The organism is Nocardia sp. NPDC050175 (assembly GCF_044459885.1).
Classification (GTDB): Bacteria; Actinomycetota; Actinomycetes; order Mycobacteriales; family Mycobacteriaceae; genus Nocardia.
This window is the reverse complement of record NZ_JBITJI010000003.1, coordinates 609,274-625,743: the sequence shown is the minus strand read 5'-3', so window position 1 is coordinate 625,743 and position 16,470 is coordinate 609,274. Positions and strand designations below refer to the sequence as shown.

Annotated in this window: 15 protein-coding genes; 6 read left to right on the top strand and 9 right to left on the bottom strand. The window is 66.9% G+C overall.

Features of this window, described 5'->3' with window-relative positions:
• The first annotated feature begins 10 nt into the window (after nt 1–10).
• From zwf to ACIBK2_RS13835, 5 genes are all read left to right on the top strand, one after another.
• The gene (gene zwf / locus ACIBK2_RS13855) at nt 11–1,570 is read left to right on the top strand and encodes a glucose-6-phosphate dehydrogenase (protein ID WP_379292155.1); all 1,560 of its coding nucleotides are present in this window, start codon (nt 11–13) and stop codon (nt 1,568–1,570) included.
• Nucleotides 1,567–2,475 carry a glucose-6-phosphate dehydrogenase assembly protein OpcA gene (opcA, locus tag ACIBK2_RS13850; RefSeq protein WP_357392050.1) on the top strand — a complete coding sequence of 303 codons (909 nt, stop codon included), beginning with the start codon at nt 1,567–1,569 and terminating at the stop codon, nt 2,473–2,475. The genes zwf and opcA overlap by 4 nt, the downstream gene beginning before the upstream one ends.
• Nucleotides 2,468–3,217, top strand: coding sequence for a 6-phosphogluconolactonase (pgl, locus tag ACIBK2_RS13845; RefSeq protein ID WP_396966962.1), 750 nt, complete (start codon nt 2,468–2,470; stop codon nt 3,215–3,217). Before opcA ends, pgl begins: the two co-directional genes overlap by 8 nt.
• Nucleotides 3,218–3,889: 672 nt before the next feature.
• Nucleotides 3,890–6,451: a thiamine pyrophosphate-dependent enzyme gene (locus ACIBK2_RS13840; protein ID WP_396967234.1), complete on the top strand. Its 2,562-nt coding sequence runs from the start codon at nt 3,890–3,892 to the stop codon at nt 6,449–6,451.
• Nucleotides 6,452–6,453: 2 nt separating this feature from the next.
• Complete coding sequence (locus ACIBK2_RS13835; RefSeq protein ID WP_396966960.1) at nt 6,454–6,924, top strand: hypothetical protein; 471 nt, start codon at nt 6,454–6,456, stop codon at nt 6,922–6,924.
• A 48-nt stretch (nt 6,925–6,972) separates the two neighbouring features.
• On the opposite strand, the gene ACIBK2_RS13830 is transcribed toward ACIBK2_RS13835, so the two are convergent.
• From ACIBK2_RS13830 to ACIBK2_RS13800, 7 genes are all read right to left on the bottom strand, one after another.
• Nucleotides 6,973–7,986: a hypothetical protein gene (locus ACIBK2_RS13830; RefSeq protein ID WP_396966958.1), complete on the bottom strand. Its 1,014-nt coding sequence runs from the start codon at nt 7,984–7,986 to the stop codon at nt 6,973–6,975.
• Between the two features lie 183 nt (nt 7,987–8,169).
• Nucleotides 8,170–9,390: a cytochrome P450 gene (locus tag ACIBK2_RS13825; RefSeq protein ID WP_396966956.1), complete on the bottom strand. Its 1,221-nt coding sequence runs from the start codon at nt 9,388–9,390 to the stop codon at nt 8,170–8,172.
• The gene (locus ACIBK2_RS13820; RefSeq protein ID WP_396966954.1) at nt 9,387–10,667 is read right to left on the bottom strand and encodes a cytochrome P450; all 1,281 of its coding nucleotides are present in this window, start codon (nt 10,665–10,667) and stop codon (nt 9,387–9,389) included. The genes ACIBK2_RS13825 and ACIBK2_RS13820 overlap by 4 nt, the downstream gene beginning before the upstream one ends.
• Entirely contained in the window at nt 10,664–11,278 is a 615-nt protein-coding gene (locus tag ACIBK2_RS13815) for an ATP/GTP-binding protein (RefSeq protein WP_379291990.1), read from the bottom strand. Before ACIBK2_RS13815 ends, ACIBK2_RS13820 begins: the two co-directional genes overlap by 4 nt.
• Nucleotides 11,259–11,630, bottom strand: coding sequence for a DUF742 domain-containing protein (locus tag ACIBK2_RS13810; protein WP_357392043.1), 372 nt, complete (start codon nt 11,628–11,630; stop codon nt 11,259–11,261). The genes ACIBK2_RS13815 and ACIBK2_RS13810 overlap by 20 nt, the downstream gene beginning before the upstream one ends.
• Nucleotides 11,627–12,043 carry a roadblock/LC7 domain-containing protein gene (locus tag ACIBK2_RS13805; RefSeq protein WP_150408408.1) on the bottom strand — a complete coding sequence of 139 codons (417 nt, stop codon included), beginning with the start codon at nt 12,041–12,043 and terminating at the stop codon, nt 11,627–11,629. Before ACIBK2_RS13805 ends, ACIBK2_RS13810 begins: the two co-directional genes overlap by 4 nt.
• Complete coding sequence (locus ACIBK2_RS13800; protein WP_396966951.1) at nt 12,040–13,452, bottom strand: ATP-binding protein; 1,413 nt, start codon at nt 13,450–13,452, stop codon at nt 12,040–12,042. Before ACIBK2_RS13800 ends, ACIBK2_RS13805 begins: the two co-directional genes overlap by 4 nt.
• 460 nt (nt 13,453–13,912) lie before the next feature.
• On the opposite strand from ACIBK2_RS13800, the gene ACIBK2_RS13795 reads away from it, so the two are divergent.
• Nucleotides 13,913–14,392, top strand: coding sequence for a hypothetical protein (locus ACIBK2_RS13795; protein WP_396966949.1), 480 nt, complete (start codon nt 13,913–13,915; stop codon nt 14,390–14,392).
• 9 nt (nt 14,393–14,401) lie between these two features.
• Here the strand turns inward: ACIBK2_RS13795 and ACIBK2_RS13790 are convergent, their stop codons facing one another.
• Nucleotides 14,402–15,004, bottom strand: a complete 603-nt coding sequence (locus tag ACIBK2_RS13790) for a hypothetical protein (RefSeq protein ID WP_396966947.1) — start codon at nt 15,002–15,004, stop codon at nt 14,402–14,404.
• A 69-nt stretch (nt 15,005–15,073) separates the two neighbouring features.
• Nucleotides 15,074–16,318, bottom strand: coding sequence for an MFS transporter (locus ACIBK2_RS13785; RefSeq protein ID WP_396966945.1), 1,245 nt, complete (start codon nt 16,316–16,318; stop codon nt 15,074–15,076).
• Nucleotides 16,319–16,470: the final 152 nt, after the last annotated feature.

Here is a 16,470-nt window from a genome sequence, read left to right as displayed (position 1 = left end):
ACTGACGACGATGGCCGGCCCCAAAACCCCGACCTGGCAGAACCCGCTGCGCGACGAGCGGGACAAGCGGGTGCCGCGCATCGCGGGCCCGTGCAGCGTGGTGATCTTCGGTGTCACCGGTGACCTGTCCCGGAAGAAATTGATGCCGGCCATCTACGACCTCGCGAACCGGGGGCTGCTGCCCCCGGGTTTCGCGCTGGTCGGCTTCGCCCGACGGGATTACGCGGACGAGGACTTCGCCAAGGTCGTGCTCGACTCGGTGAAGACGCATGCCCGCACGCCCTTCCGCCAGGAGGTCTGGGACCACCTGGCCGAGGGCATCCGTTTCGTGCAGGGCAGTTTCGACGACGATCAAGCCTTCGCCACCCTCGCCGACACCTTGGCGAAGCTGGACAAGGACCGCGGCACCGGCGGCAATCACGCCTTCTACCTGTCGATTCCGCCGAACATGTTCCCCGTGGTGCTCAACCAGCTCTCCGAGCACGGGCTCGCGCAGCCGAGCTCCACCGACGCCGCAGGCCGTAAGCCGTGGCGGCGGGTGGTGATCGAGAAGCCGTTCGGGCACGATCTGGAAAGCGCCCAGGAGCTCAACGCGCTGGTCAACGGCGTGTTCCCGGAGGAGACGGTCTTCCGCATCGACCACTACCTCGGCAAAGAGACGGTGCAGAACATCCTGGCGCTGCGCTTCGCCAACCAGCTCTACGACCCGATCTGGAACGCCAACTACGTCGACCATGTGCAGATCACCATGGCCGAGGACATCGGATTGGGCGGGCGCGCAGGCTATTACGACGGCATAGGCGCGGCCCGCGACGTCATCCAGAACCACCTGCTGCAGCTGCTCGCGCTCACCGCGATGGAGGAGCCGATCAGCTTCCAGCCCAAGCAGTTGCAGGCCGAGAAGATCAAGGTGCTCTCGGCCACGAAACTCGTTGAGCCGCTGGACGAGACGACCGCGCGCGGGCAGTACGCGGATGGCTGGCAGGGCGGCGAGCAAGTGGTCGGCCTGCTCAACGAAGAGGGTTTCGATCCGGAATCGCGCACCGAGACCTACGCCGCGATCACCCTCGAGGTCGACACGCGTCGCTGGGCCGGGGTGCCGTTCTACCTGCGTACCGGAAAACGGTTGGGGCGCAGGGTCACCGAGATCGCGGTGATCTTCAAGCGGGCGCCGCACCTGCCGTTCGATCAGACGATGACCGAGGATCTCGGCCAGAACGCGCTGGTGATTCGGGTGCAGCCGGACGAGGGCATCACCACCCGGTTCGGCTCGAAGGTGCCGGGGTCGAGCATGGAAGTGCGCGACGTCAACATGGATTTCAGCTACGGCGAGGCGTTCACCGAGTCCTCCCCCGAGGCCTACGAACGGCTCATCCTCGACGTGCTGCTCGGAGTTCCGTCGCTGTTCCCGGTGAACGCGGAGGTCGAATTGTCCTGGGGCATCCTGGATCCGGTGCTGGAGCGCTGGGCCGAAGAAGGTAAACCCGAACCGTACGAGGCGGGCACCTGGGGTCCGTCCTCGGCCGACGAGATGCTCGCCCGCACCGGGCGCGAATGGCGGCGGCCGTGATCATCGACATTCCGAACACCACCACCGGCGAGGTCACCAAGCGGATCGTGCAGCTGCGCGAGAGCAACGGCGTAATCACCATGATGCGGGTGCTCACCCTGGTGGTGTGCACGCTGGACAGCTCCGAGGCCGAGGACGCCATCGACGCCGCCAACGACGCCAGTCGCGAACATCCTTGCCGGGTGGTCGTTTTGGCGCGCGGCGATCGAGACGCCGAGACCCGCCTCGATGCCCAGATCCGGGTCGGTGGCGACGCGGGCGCGGCCGAGGTGATCGTGCTGCGGCTGCAGGGTGAGCTGATCAATCACGAAAGCAGCGTCGTCATCCCGTTCCTGCTGCCGGACACCCCCGTGGTGGCCTGGTGGCCGCGCGGCGCCCCGGAGTTCCCGTCCAAGGATTCGGTGGGGCGCTTGGCGACTCGGCGCATCACCGACGCCACCTTCGCCGCCGACCCGCAGGCCGCGATCAAGAAGCGGCTCGCCTCCTACGCCACCGGCGACACCGATCTGGCGTGGAGCCGGATCACCTACTGGCGCGCGCTGCTGGCCGCCGCGCTGGACGAGCCGCCGTTCGAGCCGGTGGACTCGGTGCTGGTCTCCGGGCTACGCGACGAACCGGCGCTGGACACCCTGGCCGGTTGGCTCGCCATCCGCCTCGGCTGCCCGGTGATCCGCCGCTCCGGTGCGCTGCGGGTGGAGATCCACCGCCCGTCGGTGTCGGTCACCATCGAACGCCCGCAGACCGGGCGCACCGCGACACTGACCCGCACCGGCGATCCGGATCAGCGAATCGCCCTGGCACGCCGCGAAACTCGCGACTGCCTGGCCGAGGAACTGCGCAGGCTGGACGCCGATGAGATCTACGCCGAGGCGCTCGCCGGAATCGAGAAGGTGACCTATGAGTGAGTCCGCCAGCGACACAGTCGAAGTCCACATCGATACCGAATCACTGGTCGCCGCCGCGGCGGCCCGGTTTGTCGAAGTGGTCGTCGCCGCCCAAGCCGAGCGCGGCACCGCCTCGGTCGTGCTGACCGGCGGCGGCACCGGCATTGGTCTGCTCGAACTGGTCCGCAAATCTCCCGGTGATATCGACTGGTCCAACGTCGATTTCTTCTGGGGCGATGAGCGTTTCGTGCCCGCCGGTGATGCGGAACGCAACGACCTCCAGGCCCGCCAGGCCCTCCTCGACCACGTCCCTGTGGAACCGGCCCGAGTACATCCGGTCGCGGCCTCCGACGGCGAATACCCCGACCCGATCGAGGCCGCCGCCGAATACTCCACGGCCGTACACGCCTACCTCGCCGAACACGGCTCCTTCGACCTGCACCTGCTCGGCATGGGCGGCGAAGGCCACATCAACTCCCTGTTCCCGCACACCGACGCGGTCCGCGAGCAACACGAACTCGTTGTCGCCGTAACCAATTCACCCAAGCCCCCACCGGTCCGCGTCACCCTCACCATCCCCGCCATCCGCCGCACCCGCCACGTGGTACTGGTCGTCGGCGGCGCGGCCAAGGCCGAAGCGGTCGCCGAAGCCATCTCCGGCGCAGACCCCGTCGACATCCCCGCCGCGGGGGCGGTTGGCCTCGAATCCACCGCCTGGCTGCTCGACCAAGATGCGGCGTCAGCCCTGCAACTCCCGGACTGACCGCCGCGTTCGGGCAGGTGATTGCGCCCATCGCACAGGGAGGATCCGCCCCTTCTCGAGACCGGCACTCGCTGTCGGCGACGTGACGTGCTGCCAATTGAGACTCACGATCGGCGCCCACAACCGTCCCGAGAAAGAGTGCGGCCGTGGCTAACTCGGGCGGGCGCCAGTGCAACGAGGCCAGCAAGATCCCACTCAACGCACCGCTCCAGGCTGCCGATCGCCAAACGGGACCTGGTGGCGGACATCGAGTAGGCCCCGCCACCATCACCCACTCAACGCACCGCTCCAGGCTGCCGATCGCCAAACGGGACCTGGTGGCGGACATCGAGTAGGCCCCGCCACTATGTCCCATACGATGCATCAACCCCGGGCTGCCGGTCGCGCCATACCGGCCATGGCGCCGGACATCGAGTGGCGCCGTCACCATGTCCCATTCGGCGACCGCCCAAAGCGGTCCCCAACCCGTGACGGTTCAGTTGCCGTCCGGCGAGCCGGCAATGCTGAGGCAGACATTGTGGCCGGATCTGGCGCCTTCAGTACGGCGAACCTGTTCGGCATTCAGCCCTGATTGCCAACTATTCGCATGCGGCGAGCTCGTCGCACGGGAATTAGTCCGGCGAGACCGTCGATGACGCGCAAAATCATCGGATGACCGATAAGCTGGCGCGAATGAGCGAGCGGGACGCGAACCCCGGATCCAGCCCGGGCAAGGTTCTTGATGATCGGTTTCGGGCGGCGGTCGGTGCGCTGACGCCGGGGCGTGCGGCGGTGGACGACATCGCACCCGGGATCACCGGCGAGGTCTTGCTGGAGTTGTTCGAGTCGCAGGCGACGAGCAGGCAGCTGGATCTGGCGGCTCGGCAGTTGGGGGCGAGTAAGCGCGGGTATTACAGCATCGGGTCGTCGGGGCACGAGGGGAATGCGGCGCTCGGGGTGGCGCTTCGGGTGACCGATCCGGCACTGCTGCACTACCGGTCCGGCGCGTTCTTCGTGCAGCGCACCCGGCAGGTGCCCGGCCTCGACCCGATCCGTGACGTGCTGCTCGGCATCGTCGCCGCGGCAGCGGATCCGATCTCCGGCGGGCGGCACAAGGTGTTCGGCAGCAAGCCCGCCGCCATCATCCCGCAGACCTCGACCATCGCCTCCCACCTCCCCCGCGCCGTCGGTCTCGCCTTCGCGATCGATCGTGCCGCGCGGCTTGGCATTTCGAGCGAGTGGCCGTCGGATGCGGTGGTGCTGTGCAGTTTCGGCGACGCTTCCGCCAACCACTCCACCGCGGCGGGCGCGATCAACGCGGCGATTCACACTGCCCGCCAAGGCGTTCCGCTGCCCATCCTGTTCCTCTGCGAGGACAACGGCATCGGCATCAGCGTCCCCACGCCCGCCGATTGGATCCAACAGGCCTACGGCTCCCGCGCCGGCCTGGAGTACTTCGGCGCAGACGGCTGCGATCCCATTGACGCACTGACCACGTCGACCGCGGCCGCCGCCTGGGTCCGCGAGCACCGCAAGCCCGCCTTCCTGCACCTGCGAACGGTCCGCCTCTTGGGCCACGCCGGTTCCGACGTCGAAGCCGCCTACCGCCGCCCCGCCGACATCGCCACCGACCTCCTCCGCGACCCGGTCACCGCCACCGCCCGCCTGCTCGTCGCCACTGGCGTAGCCACCCCGGCCGAAGTCCTGGCCCGCTACGACGACATCGCCCACCGCGTCACGACGACAGCCGAAACCGTCTGGCGCGAACCGAAATTGACGTCTTCGGCGGCGGTTCTGGCACCACTCGCCCCTTCCCACCCTGCACTGATACGCGAGGACGTGCTGCGAATCGGCACAAGACTAGGCGATTCGGCGGCACCCAAGACCGGACGGCCAGCGGTCGAAGCCATGTCCAACACCGTGGCACCCGAGACCGGACGGCCGCCGACCGAAGCCCTGTCCAATACTGCGACACTCGAAGCCGGGCGGCCTGCGGTCGAAGCGCTTCCCGGCACGGCAGTGCCACCCTATAGATCGACAATCGGCGCGACCGACACTGCGGTTGCACAGAATGGCGTGCAACCGGGCAGTCCTGCGGGCAACCTAGGAGCGTCGGCCGACCCATCACCAAGTACTGCGCCCCAAGCGGCCGCATTGCACACCGATGCCGCACGCGCCACCTCCGTGCCGCAGGCTGCGGAACAACCCGCCGATAGCGGACCGAATCATGGTGCAGCGGTGGCGGATCCGATGACTCTCGGCCAAGCAATCAACCGAACCCTGGCCAACCTGCTGACCCGCGACCCCGACGTACTCGTCTTCGGTGAGGACGTCGGCCGCAAGGGCGGCGTGTACGGCGTAACCAAGGGTCTGCAAAAGCAATTCGGCAAGCGCCGCGTGTTCGACACCCTGCTCGACGAGCAGAGCGTGCTCGGTACCGCCCTCGGCACCGCGCTCGCCGGTTTCATCCCGATCCCCGAAATCCAGTACCTGGCCTACGTGCACAACGCCGCCGACCAACTGCGCGGCGAGGCCGCCACCCTCTCCTTCTTCTCCAATGGGAGTTACCACAATCCGATGGTGGTCCGCATCGCCGGCTACGCCTACCAAAAAGGCTTCGGCGGCCACTTCCACAACGACAACTCCATCGCGGCCCTCCGCGACATCCCCGGCGTCATCGTCGCCTCCCCCGCCCGCGCCGACGACGCCGCCGCCCTCCTGCGCACCTGCGTCTCCGCCGCCCGAGTAGACGGCCGCGTCTGCATCTACCTAGAACCCATCGCCCTGTACCACACCCGCGACCTGCATGAACCAGGCGACAATGCCTGGCTCGCACCACCTTCCGACACCACCCACGCCGAAATCGGCCGCGCCCGCATCTACGGCGACGGCACCGACCTCACCATCGTCACCTTCGCCAACGGCGTCCCCATGAGCCTGCGCGTCGCCCGCCGCCTGGCCGACCGAGGCATCCGCACCCGAGTCCTCGACCTCCGCTGGCTCTCCCCCCTCCCCCTGGACGACCTCCTCCAACACGCCCGAGCCACCGGCCGAGTCCTCATCGCCGACGAAACCCGCCACAGCGGCGGCGTCTCCGAATCAATCTGCGCAGCCCTGATCGACGCAGGCTTCGAAGGCCGCATCTCCCGAGTAACCAGCGAAGACACCTTCATCCCCCTAGGCCCCGCCGCCGACACAATCCTCCTCGACGAAGCAAAGATAGAAACCGCCGCCGGAAAACTCCTGGCGGAGTAAACGTGTCAGGCCACCACGAGGACACCGTCCCTGAAGAACACCTGCGATACCAGCGATACCAGCAAGGCTTGGCTGCCGTAACCGACGCGGCCGAATCCGAACTCGTGGCCACCGTCCGACGCGACCCAGATCAGACCATGGCCGAGTCAGCCGTGTCGGAACATCTGAATACCCGTGCGGCGCAACTGATTCAACTCGGCGCCCGCCAATTCGATCAATGGGCTGTCGTTATCACCGAACAGGTCGCCGGCCACGACTTCCTGATCCGCCGTCTACAGGAATGGTCCCTCCTGAAGTCGATCACCCTGAACCATCCATGGACCCCCGAGGACGTCCTCGCCACCACCGACTGGTTCCAACGCAAGGTCGTCGACACCGCAACCTCCCCCGCCGCCCTAACCCTGCTGGCCGCCAAAGGCCGAACCCGACAAGTCCGCACCACCGCCACCCTCCGCCTGCGCCCCCGCAGATAGAAACCCGCACCCTGACTCGGGATCAGCACTCGGAATAGGGCCCTATTCTCAGTGCCGATCCCGAGTCAGGGTGCAGATCTTGGTCACATACGGGCGGGGCGGTGGGAGTGGGGCCTGGGTGATGTAGCCGTCGTATGGCGTGCTTCGCTGGCGAGCCAGTGCTGCGCGTATTCGGGTTGCGGGGTGTTCGGTGGTCAGGTCTTGCCATGTCCATCGGACGAGTTGGAATCCGCACGCGCGCATCGCATCCTCGCGAAGCTTCTCGGCGAACACCGCATCGCCGGGTTCTTGCCCGGAGCGAAGCAGTCGTCCGTATTTGATCCGGCCGTCGAACTCGCACAGCACTCCGGTGCCCTCGAGATAGAAGTCGACTCGTCCCAAGACCTTGTGCGCCGAGGTGAAGACATTTCCTTGGGAAACCGGTGCGGGCAACTCGAGCCGCGCGAACATCGCGCGGCTACGTGACTCGCCCACGCTCTCACTGTGCCCGTCCAAGAACGACACCACGCGATGCGCAGCTGCGATGCCGCGGCGGGACTTCGCCACCTCTAATTCGGCCGCGAGGTCGTTTCCTGACAAGCCGAAGTCACGTACCAGCGCGTCTCCGGTAACGACTGCCGACTCGAACGGCAATGTCCGCGCCAGATCTACCACCGTCCTGGCCGGCGTCGTAACCAACAGACCATCCATCTCGACCACAGCATCCATCGGCGCACAGTGAACCTTGACGTCCGACTTGATCCGACCGCCGTAACGGCGGTTTCGCGTGACCATGACCCGGTCCAACGGTGCCTGCCACAGTGGTGCCCCATAGATCACTGCGGCGGACTGATGACTGACGACCGCGTCATCCGCCATGGTCGGCTCGATGGCGTCGATGAGCGTCCGGTGCCGATCGACGTCATCGAGTTCCTCATATTGCAAGCGCTCGACATAGGCACCCCACCGCAACCGATGCCAGTCGGTGCCGGTATATCGGCGACGAATCTCTTCGTCACTGAGCCCACGCCGCAACTCCGCACCCCGCCGATGCACATCCAACTGCCCCATGCCAGCGATCATCACCGCCCCTCCCCCCGCCCACCACCCACCACCCCGTAAATGTGCATAACTCGGGCCCTGTGGATAGAAATCCGCACTCTCACTCGGGACATGCACTCGGAATAGGGCCCTATTCCGAGTGCATGTCCCGAGTGAGAGTGCGGGTGCTGTGCGCGTGCGCGGCGCTTTTACGTGCGCGGATCGTCAGCCCAGGTGGATGGGGAACGCGGCCAGGTCGTTTTGGGTGAGGACCGGGAAGTTGCGGATTTCCTCGTCCGGCACCGCGAGGCGGAGGTTGGGGAAGCGGTCGAAGAGGGCGGGTAGGGCGATGCCGGCTTCGAGGCGGGAGAGGGCGGCGCCGGGGCAGATGTGGGGGCCGTGGCCGAAGGTCAAGTGGCGGTTGGAGGTTGAGCGGGTGATGTCGAAGTCGTCGGAGTTCTCGCCGTGTACCGCGGTGTCGCGGCCGATGGCGCGGTAGGACATGACGACGCCCTCGCCCTTTTCGATGACGGTGTCGCCGATGGTGATGTCCTCGGTGGCGAAGCGCATCAGGAGGTGGCTGACGGGGCTGTCCCAGCGCAGCGTTTCCTCGACGACCTGCTTCCACTCGATGTCGCCGCTGCGCACCTTGTCCAGCTGTTCGGGCCGGGCCAGCAGGGCGCGGACAGCGTTGAGGATGAGGCCGACGGTGGTCTCGTGACCGGCGGCGACCAGCGCCTTCAGGTTGCCGACCACTTCCTCTTCGGTCAGCGGCTCGCCACCGTCGGCGGCCAGGATGAGGGCGCTGGTGAGGTCGTCGGTGGGGTTGGCGGTCTTCTTACGCACCAAATCCGTGTAGTAGACATCCATTTCATCGATCACCCGCAACCGCTCGTCCTGCGGGGTGACCAGTGAGAAGAAGGCTTTGTACCAGGTGAGCAGCATCGGGTGATCGGCGCGATCCACCCCCATCAGCTCACCGACGACGCGCATCGGCAGCGGGTAGGCGAAGACCTCTTTCAGATCAACGACAGCATCGCCACTGCTCGAGGCGCTGAGATCGTCCAGCAGCTCGGCGGTTAGTCGCTCGATGACGGGCCGGATCTCCTCTAGTCGACGCGGCGACAACGCCTGCGTCGTCTTGATCCGCAGCCGCCGATGCTCGGCCCCATCCACCGTGAACATGGACCGACCGGCATCGATCATTCCGATCAACGGCCACTGCCGCGTCACCACGCCGGAGTTCCACAGCGACCAGCCGCTGATGTCCTTGATCAGCCGAGGATCGACGAGCAGCTGCCTGGCGACGGCATGCTCGGTGATCGTCCAGGCGGGCACGCCGAGCAGTTCGATCCGCGCGACCGGACCATTCGTGCGCAGATAGCTGGTCTCACCAGCGAGGTCACCGACCATCGGATCGATGGCGAATGGACATGTTTGGGTCACGGGGTACCTCCGACTGCACGAACTGGGGTGAAACGAACCGGCAAAGACGTCATGCCGCGCAGGAACGCCGACGGGCGGCGCACCAGGTTCTGCGCGGGAACCATGAGATCGATATCGGGCAGCCGATCGAGCAGCACCTCGATGCTGGTCCGCGCGATGATCTCGGCCAGTTGCTGAGCCGGGAACGGGCACCGGTACTCGCCATAGCTGAACGCGAAGTGCGCACTGTTACCCGTGTGCGCGGGCTCGACACCGTCGACCAGATGTTGGCGCACATGCGGATCCGCGTTGGCGGCGGCCAGGCCGAGCAGCAGCATGTCGCCCGCCCGAATCACCTTGTCCGCCAACCGGGCATCGCGCGCCGCCCAGCGCCCGGCGAGGATCTGGGTGGGCGTGTCCTCCCACAGTACCTCGTTCATCGCCTCGCCGACACTGCGCCGCCCGCCGCCGAGCGCCGCGGCGAACCGATCGTCGGTGAGCATGAGCCGCACCGAGTTGCCGATCCAGTCGGCGGTCGGCAGATGCCCCGCGGCGGTGACCGCCATCAGGTCCTGCACGTACTCTTCGTCGCTGAACGAACCGGGATGCGCCAGCATCCGCGACACCAGGTCGGTGCCCGGCCGCGCCTTCTTCGAGGCGAGCACCTGCTGCATCTGCTCGTAGTACCGCCCGTACGCGGCTTGCGCGTCGGCGCCACCGTCGGCGAGCGCCTTCATGCTCCACGCCAGGCGCGGCCCGTCCTCGTCGGGGAAGCCGAGCGCCCAGGCGAGCGCGAGCACCGGCATCGGCACGGCGAACTCGGCGACCAGATCCGCCTCGCCCCGGCCGCAGAACCCGTCGATCAGCCGGTCTGCCAATTCCTCACAGGTGCGGCGCAATTCGAACGGATCGACCGATTCCAGCGCGGGCTCGACCATCGCCAGATGCCTGCGATGCTCGGCACCGGCGGTGAAGTAGATCGACGGCCGCGGCTGCCCGACCATCGGCAGCAGCGGCCAGTCCTCGGGGATGTTCGGCCACTGGTTCCACAGGCTGACGTCGCGCGGGAACAGCTCCGGATCGCTGGTGACCTGGTGCAGCTCGCGGTACCCGATGACGAGCCAGGCCGGAACATTGCCCGGCAGCTCGACGGACACGACAGGCCCGTGCTCACGGCGCATCTCGCGGTAGAGATGCTGCGGGTCGGTGTGGAAGCGCGGGCCGCTCAACGGCACCGCGTCGTGGTCGACCGGGCAGCCGCCGGTGGCAGCCGATGATGCGGCGCTCGAGATGGTCATGATGCGGTCTCCGCTCGCGGTGCATCGGCATAGATGTGCTCGACCAGGCTGATCAGCACGCTCTTACAGGATTCGCGCGACCTGGCGTCGCAGTCGACCAGCGGCACCTGCGGATCCAGGTCAAGGGCGTCGCGGACTTCGTCGAGTCGAGAGGGCCCGCCGAAGTTGTTGCACGCCACCACGAATCGGGTGTGCTGGGCTTCGAGGCGGTCGATGGCGTACCAGGAGTCGGCGATCCGGCGCTGGTCGACCAGCACGATCGCGCCGAGGGCACCGGAGAACAACCGGTCCCAGAGGAAGAAGAAGCGTTCCTGCCCCGGCGCGCCGAACAGGTAGAGCACGTTTTCGGCGTCGATGCTGATGCGCCCGAAATCGAAGGCGACCGTTGTCGTCGACTTGCCCGGCGCACCGCTCGGATCATCGATGCCGATGCCCGCGTTGGTCATCGTCGCCTCGGTGTCGAGCGGGCGGATCTCGCTGACCGCGCGGACCATGGTGGTCTTGCCGACCCCGAAACCGCCGACGATGACGATCTTCAGTCCCTGGCGGGTCGCGCTGTTCAGCGGTGCGTCGGCACGGGCGGGCCGAGCGTCAAAGGTTGCGGAGTCCAACGAGCACCTTCTCGAGGGTGGTGGAGTCGGGCACCGAATTCCACGGCGCGTCAGGGTAAGCGGGGCCGTTGCTCGGATGCCGGACGGTGATCTTGCCTGCGTGCAACAGGTCCGACAGCAGGATGGTGGCGATGCCGACCGGGATGCGCAGCTCGGCGGCGATCTCGACGACCGCGGTGGGCGCGCGGCACATGTCCAGGATCGCGACGTGCTCGGACTGCATGCCCTGGGTCGGATCGCATTCGCTGACCACGAGGGTGACCAGGTCGAAGCTGTCGGAGTCCGGTTTGCTGCGTCCCCCCGTCAGTGTGTAGAGCCGGTCGGGATCGTCGTCGCGCCCTGGCCTGTTCACGACACGCTCGCTCCCCCGACTCGTGGCTTGGACGCGAGATGATGGCCTAGCTGCTCGACCAGCTCCCGCATGTTGTGCCCGACCAGGCCGGCGTCCGCGTCCTCGGCGGCGACGACCGCGATATGCGCGGCCAGCCCCGCCTCGACGATGAACAGGATGCCGCCGTAGAACTCCGTCATCGACTGGCGCACACCGCCTCTGCCGTCACCGAATTCGACGGAGGCGCCGTGCGACAGGCTCTGGATGCCCGCGGCGATGGCCGACAGCTGGTCGGCCTTGTCCATGCTGAGTTCCGGGGTGTGGCAGATCTTGAGGCCGTCGCCGGAGAGTAGTAGCGCGTGGCGGGTGCGCGGGGTGCGGGCGAGCAGTTGCTCCAGCAGCCAGCTGAGTTGCGACGGAACAGACGTTGTCATCGATCATTCTCCACGGCAACGGTAGGGGACGGGGAAGGTGTTGCGGCAGCGGAGTTGTCGGTGTCACGACCGGCCAACGCACGCTGGAACGCACCGAAGGCCGCCGGTGTCGACGCGGGCGGGGTCGCCGCGGGCGCGTCGAGCGAGGGTAGCGAGAGGCCGGCGGGATGGACCGCGGCCAAGGTGCTGCCGCGGCGCCGTTTCGGCAGGCCCATGCTGGTGTGCTCGGCGGCGGGCTCGGGCAGCGCGGCGGGTTCCGGCAGCGCCTGTTCGGCGGCCAGGGGTGTCGGCGCGGCGGGCTTGGGTGTCAGCGCGACGGGCTGGAGTGTCGGCGCGACGGGCTTGGGTGCGATGGCGACCGGCGAGGTCGCGCCGGGCAACGTCGAGGTCGGTATCGCCGGGTTGGTGGCCAGGGACGCCGGTTGTGAACGGTCAACGCGCGCAGTGAGATCCCGAGGAACCACCACGACCACTGCGGTGCCGCCGATGGCGGACGGCCGGTAGGACACGGTGAGACCGTGCTTGCGGGCGAGGTGCCCGACGACCGCGAGACCGAGCCGCGTGCCGCTCAACGACGACAGGTCCGACGAACGCTGGCCGCGCCCGTCCTGGGGTGCGTTCGACACGGTCTGTTCGGCGCGGCGCAGCGCCGATTCGCTCATCACCAGGCCACTGTCCTCGATGGTGAGCACCACGCCCGCAGGCACTTCGGCGGCATAGACATGCACCTCGGTGGTGGGCGGGGAGAAATTACAGGCGTTGTCGAGCAGTTCGGCCAGCGTGTGCATCACGCCCTCGGCCGCGTGACCGGCGATGGCGATCTCCGCGATGGCGCGCAACCGGACCCGCTGATAACCCGCGACGCGGCCCATCGCGCCACGCAGGATCGACTCCATGGCAATGGGTTTGGCCCAGCGCCGCCCGGATCGGGCGCCGCTGAGTACGGCGATGCTGTCGGCGAGGCGGCCTGCCTGCGCGGTGCGATGGTCCAGGTGCAGCAGGTCGGCGAGCACCTTGGGATCGGCGTGCCGGTGTTCCATCTCGCGCAGCTCGGCGAGCATGCTGGTGGTCATCGCCTGCATGCGGCCCGCCGCACCGGCGAACGCGGCCATCGCGGCGGACCGGCGGCTGTCGCTGCTCTTCGCTTCCCACGCGTGCACGCCGGCGGCCTCGCTCGCGGCCGCCATCCTGGCCGTGGCCTCGGCGGTGATCGCCGCTGCGGACTCGCGGGCCCGCCGGGCGGCACCGCGATAGTGCACGGCCGCAGTTGCCGTGGCGCACAACGCGATAGCGGCGGTGACCGCACCCGCGGTCAGCGGAATGCGGAAGTCGGTCGGCGCGTAGTACACCGCGATCACCACGACCACCGAGGTGATCGCGGCGCAGGTGAGCAGGGCTAACAAGGGCATGCGCAGACGTCGAAAGAGTGGTTCCCGACGCTCGCCTTCCGGCGCATTCAATGACTGTGACAAGTTCCGTACTTTCGCACTCACGTTCACGACGAAGGCATGCTCTACGAGTCCCGACCCCTCCTGCGCAGTTCGGGCTGCACCAAATGTACAGACCACCAACCGGTTCCGCATCTCGGCGAACGCATCTAATATGCGTTGTTAGCAAGTTGCGCAATAGTTGTATTGTATTGCGCTACTTTATTTTTCAACGATGGTTGCGAACCGGCTTGCTACCGATCGGTAGTTTTCCGATCATCGCTTCGTCACACGGCGGTCACACTGCCGCCGTCCGTTGTCCTCGTCGAGGCCACGTCGAATCCCGTGTTGGCACGCCGGACCCGTATCCCCACGATTCGGATTCGACCGGGGAATACTGGATAGCCAATGGCAGGTGACGACCAGCAGTGGAGGGCACGGGATGACGATGATGTCCATGCTCGGCGAGGTTCGGCCGGAGCACGATCGCGCGGCGGACGGCGAACTCGTGCTCCTGCACTATCTGCGATCGTTCCGTAAGCCGGTGCTCGAGGTGTGGTCGGCGGCGACCGATCGCGGGCAGTTGGCGCGGTGGCTCGGCGCGGTGTCGGGCGGCAGCGGGAATCTGACGATCGAACCGATGGACGGACCGGTGTCACGTCCGGTCGCGGTCCGGGTCGGGCACTGCCAGGCGCCGCACGAGTTGATCGTGCACATCGACGGGTGTCTGCTGGAGATTCGGATGACTCAGGTCGGTGTGGTCACCAATGTCGAGCTGGTCCGTCGTCATGTCAGCCCAGCCGACGCACGCGAAATCGGCCCGCGCTGGCAGTACCTGCTGGATCGGCTCACCGCCTACCTGGACTACCAACCGCTGCCGCAGTGGGCCGACTACCCGAAGCGGGAAGACGAATACCGCTGAGCTCCACCCTCAGACGAAGAAGCCCGCGATCCCCCAGCCCGGCCTGGCCTGTGCCTCGCGGATCCACTCCATGCACGATTCGATCGCGGCGAGCACCTCGTGGTCGATCTCCTCACGCTGTCGAAGGGTGGTCGATTCCCATTGCACCAGGGCTTCCGCGCATTGCTCCGGGGTCCATTCGCCGTAGCCGGGTAGCTCCTCAGGCTCCGGGAGGGCGGCGGGTAGCGCGTGGTAGACGAAATCGGCGAGGCTGATCGCCTTGATGCCGAGCTCGGCGAGACCCTCGTCGACCTGTTCCAGCCAGCTGCCACGGAACGGCGAGAAGTAGCGGTTGTCCAGGAATCGGCCGTAGAACTGGCAGATCGTTTGATATGCGTACGCGTATTGGAAGCCGTAGCCCTGATCGAACGGCCCACCGTCGATGACCGCGCGCACCGCGTCGTAGCGCGGCGGGGCACCGTTGGCGATCTCCTCGGCGAACCAGTCGTCGGCATGCGCCAACTGCGCCTTGAACCGGCCACCGATCATCCGCCGGAGCTTGTCGTCCCGCGAACCGATCGCGGCCCTGACCCTATCTAACTCGACGACGTAAACGCTCAGGCTGTAACTCATGATCGAACATTAGCGACACCCACCGACACGAACGGCGCACCAGCCGAGGGCCTTTGGCATCGCCAGCTGTCAGAGCGCCGGACAGTCAGTGGTCGCACTCGACAGCGGTGCCGGTTTCCTATCTCGGACAAAGAGTGCGAACCCCAACCCTGTTGCGATCGCAGTTGCGCTGCCCGACAACAGGAATGCCCGACTGATACCGAAATCGGCGATGACCATCCCGGCCACGGCCGCGCCGAGCCCGGACCCACCGTTGCATGCCACGTTGACCAGAATGGCACTGTGGGTCTTGTGGGCAGCTCCCTCGGTCAGGGCGTCGGCCAGCAGATATACCGTCATGACCGCAGGACCTATCGCCACACCGACCAAGACCAGCAGCGGAACCGCGAGACCCAGTCCGTGCACGGTGGCAAGCAGCGCGGCGCCGACTCCCAGCAGCAACGCAAGAACTATCAGCCGCACCGAGGCGCTCGTACTCCAGTTCCGACGGCCGTAGAGCAGTGCGGCAACCGCGCTGCCCAACGCCAGCACGGCGAGCAGCCCACCCGCGAGCGAAGCACGACCGGCCTCGGTCGCCAAGGCAGGCACCGTCACTTCCATCGCGCCGATCGTGAACCCGACCCCCGCGAACACCACCAGCAGCCATCGAATTCGCCTGGCCACCACCGAGAACTTGCCGCCACCGGCCTTGCTCTCGGTCGATTCCAGACGCCCCTTCTCCGCCGCCGAAGCCATCAGCAATCCGCCGAGCACACACACCGAACCAGCGACCAGCACGGCAACACCGGGCCCCGCGAGTGCCACCGCGCCGGTCGCTACCAAAGGCCCGACGACCAGCGTCGATTCCTCGACTACCGAGTCCAACCCGAACGCACGAGCAACCCACTGCTGCGGCAACTTCCGCGACCATCCGACCCGCATCAAGGCACCGAATGGTGGTGCGCTGCAACCCGATAACGTCACCAATGCGGCCAACAGCCATGGCGTGTCACTGCGCGCGGCCGGCACCAGGATCACCAACGCCGATCCGCTGACCAGTGACAACACCAGCAGCGCCGCACTGTGCCCGACCCGTACAGAAATCCAGGACCGAACCGGCCCCGCCACCACCATGCCGATCGCGAACCCCGCCATCGTCAGACCCGCGACCGAGAACGATCCCGTGGCCTGCTGAATGAACAGCACCACCGCGACCGGGATCATCCCCACCGACATTCGGCCGACGAACGCACCCGCGAACAGCAACGGAATACCGCGCGGCCGCAACAGATCCAGATAACCTGGGGAACTCTCGCCGATCTCCGACTGACTCACGATTCCGCCCTCCCCGACGAACCCGATCGAACCCCTACCACAGCGATCATCATCGATCGTCCAGGTGGTCACAAACTATTTTCGGTTCGACAGCCGTGAGTTGTGCCTAGCGAATACCGCCAACAGTCATGCCTGACAACGCCTTTGGTGGC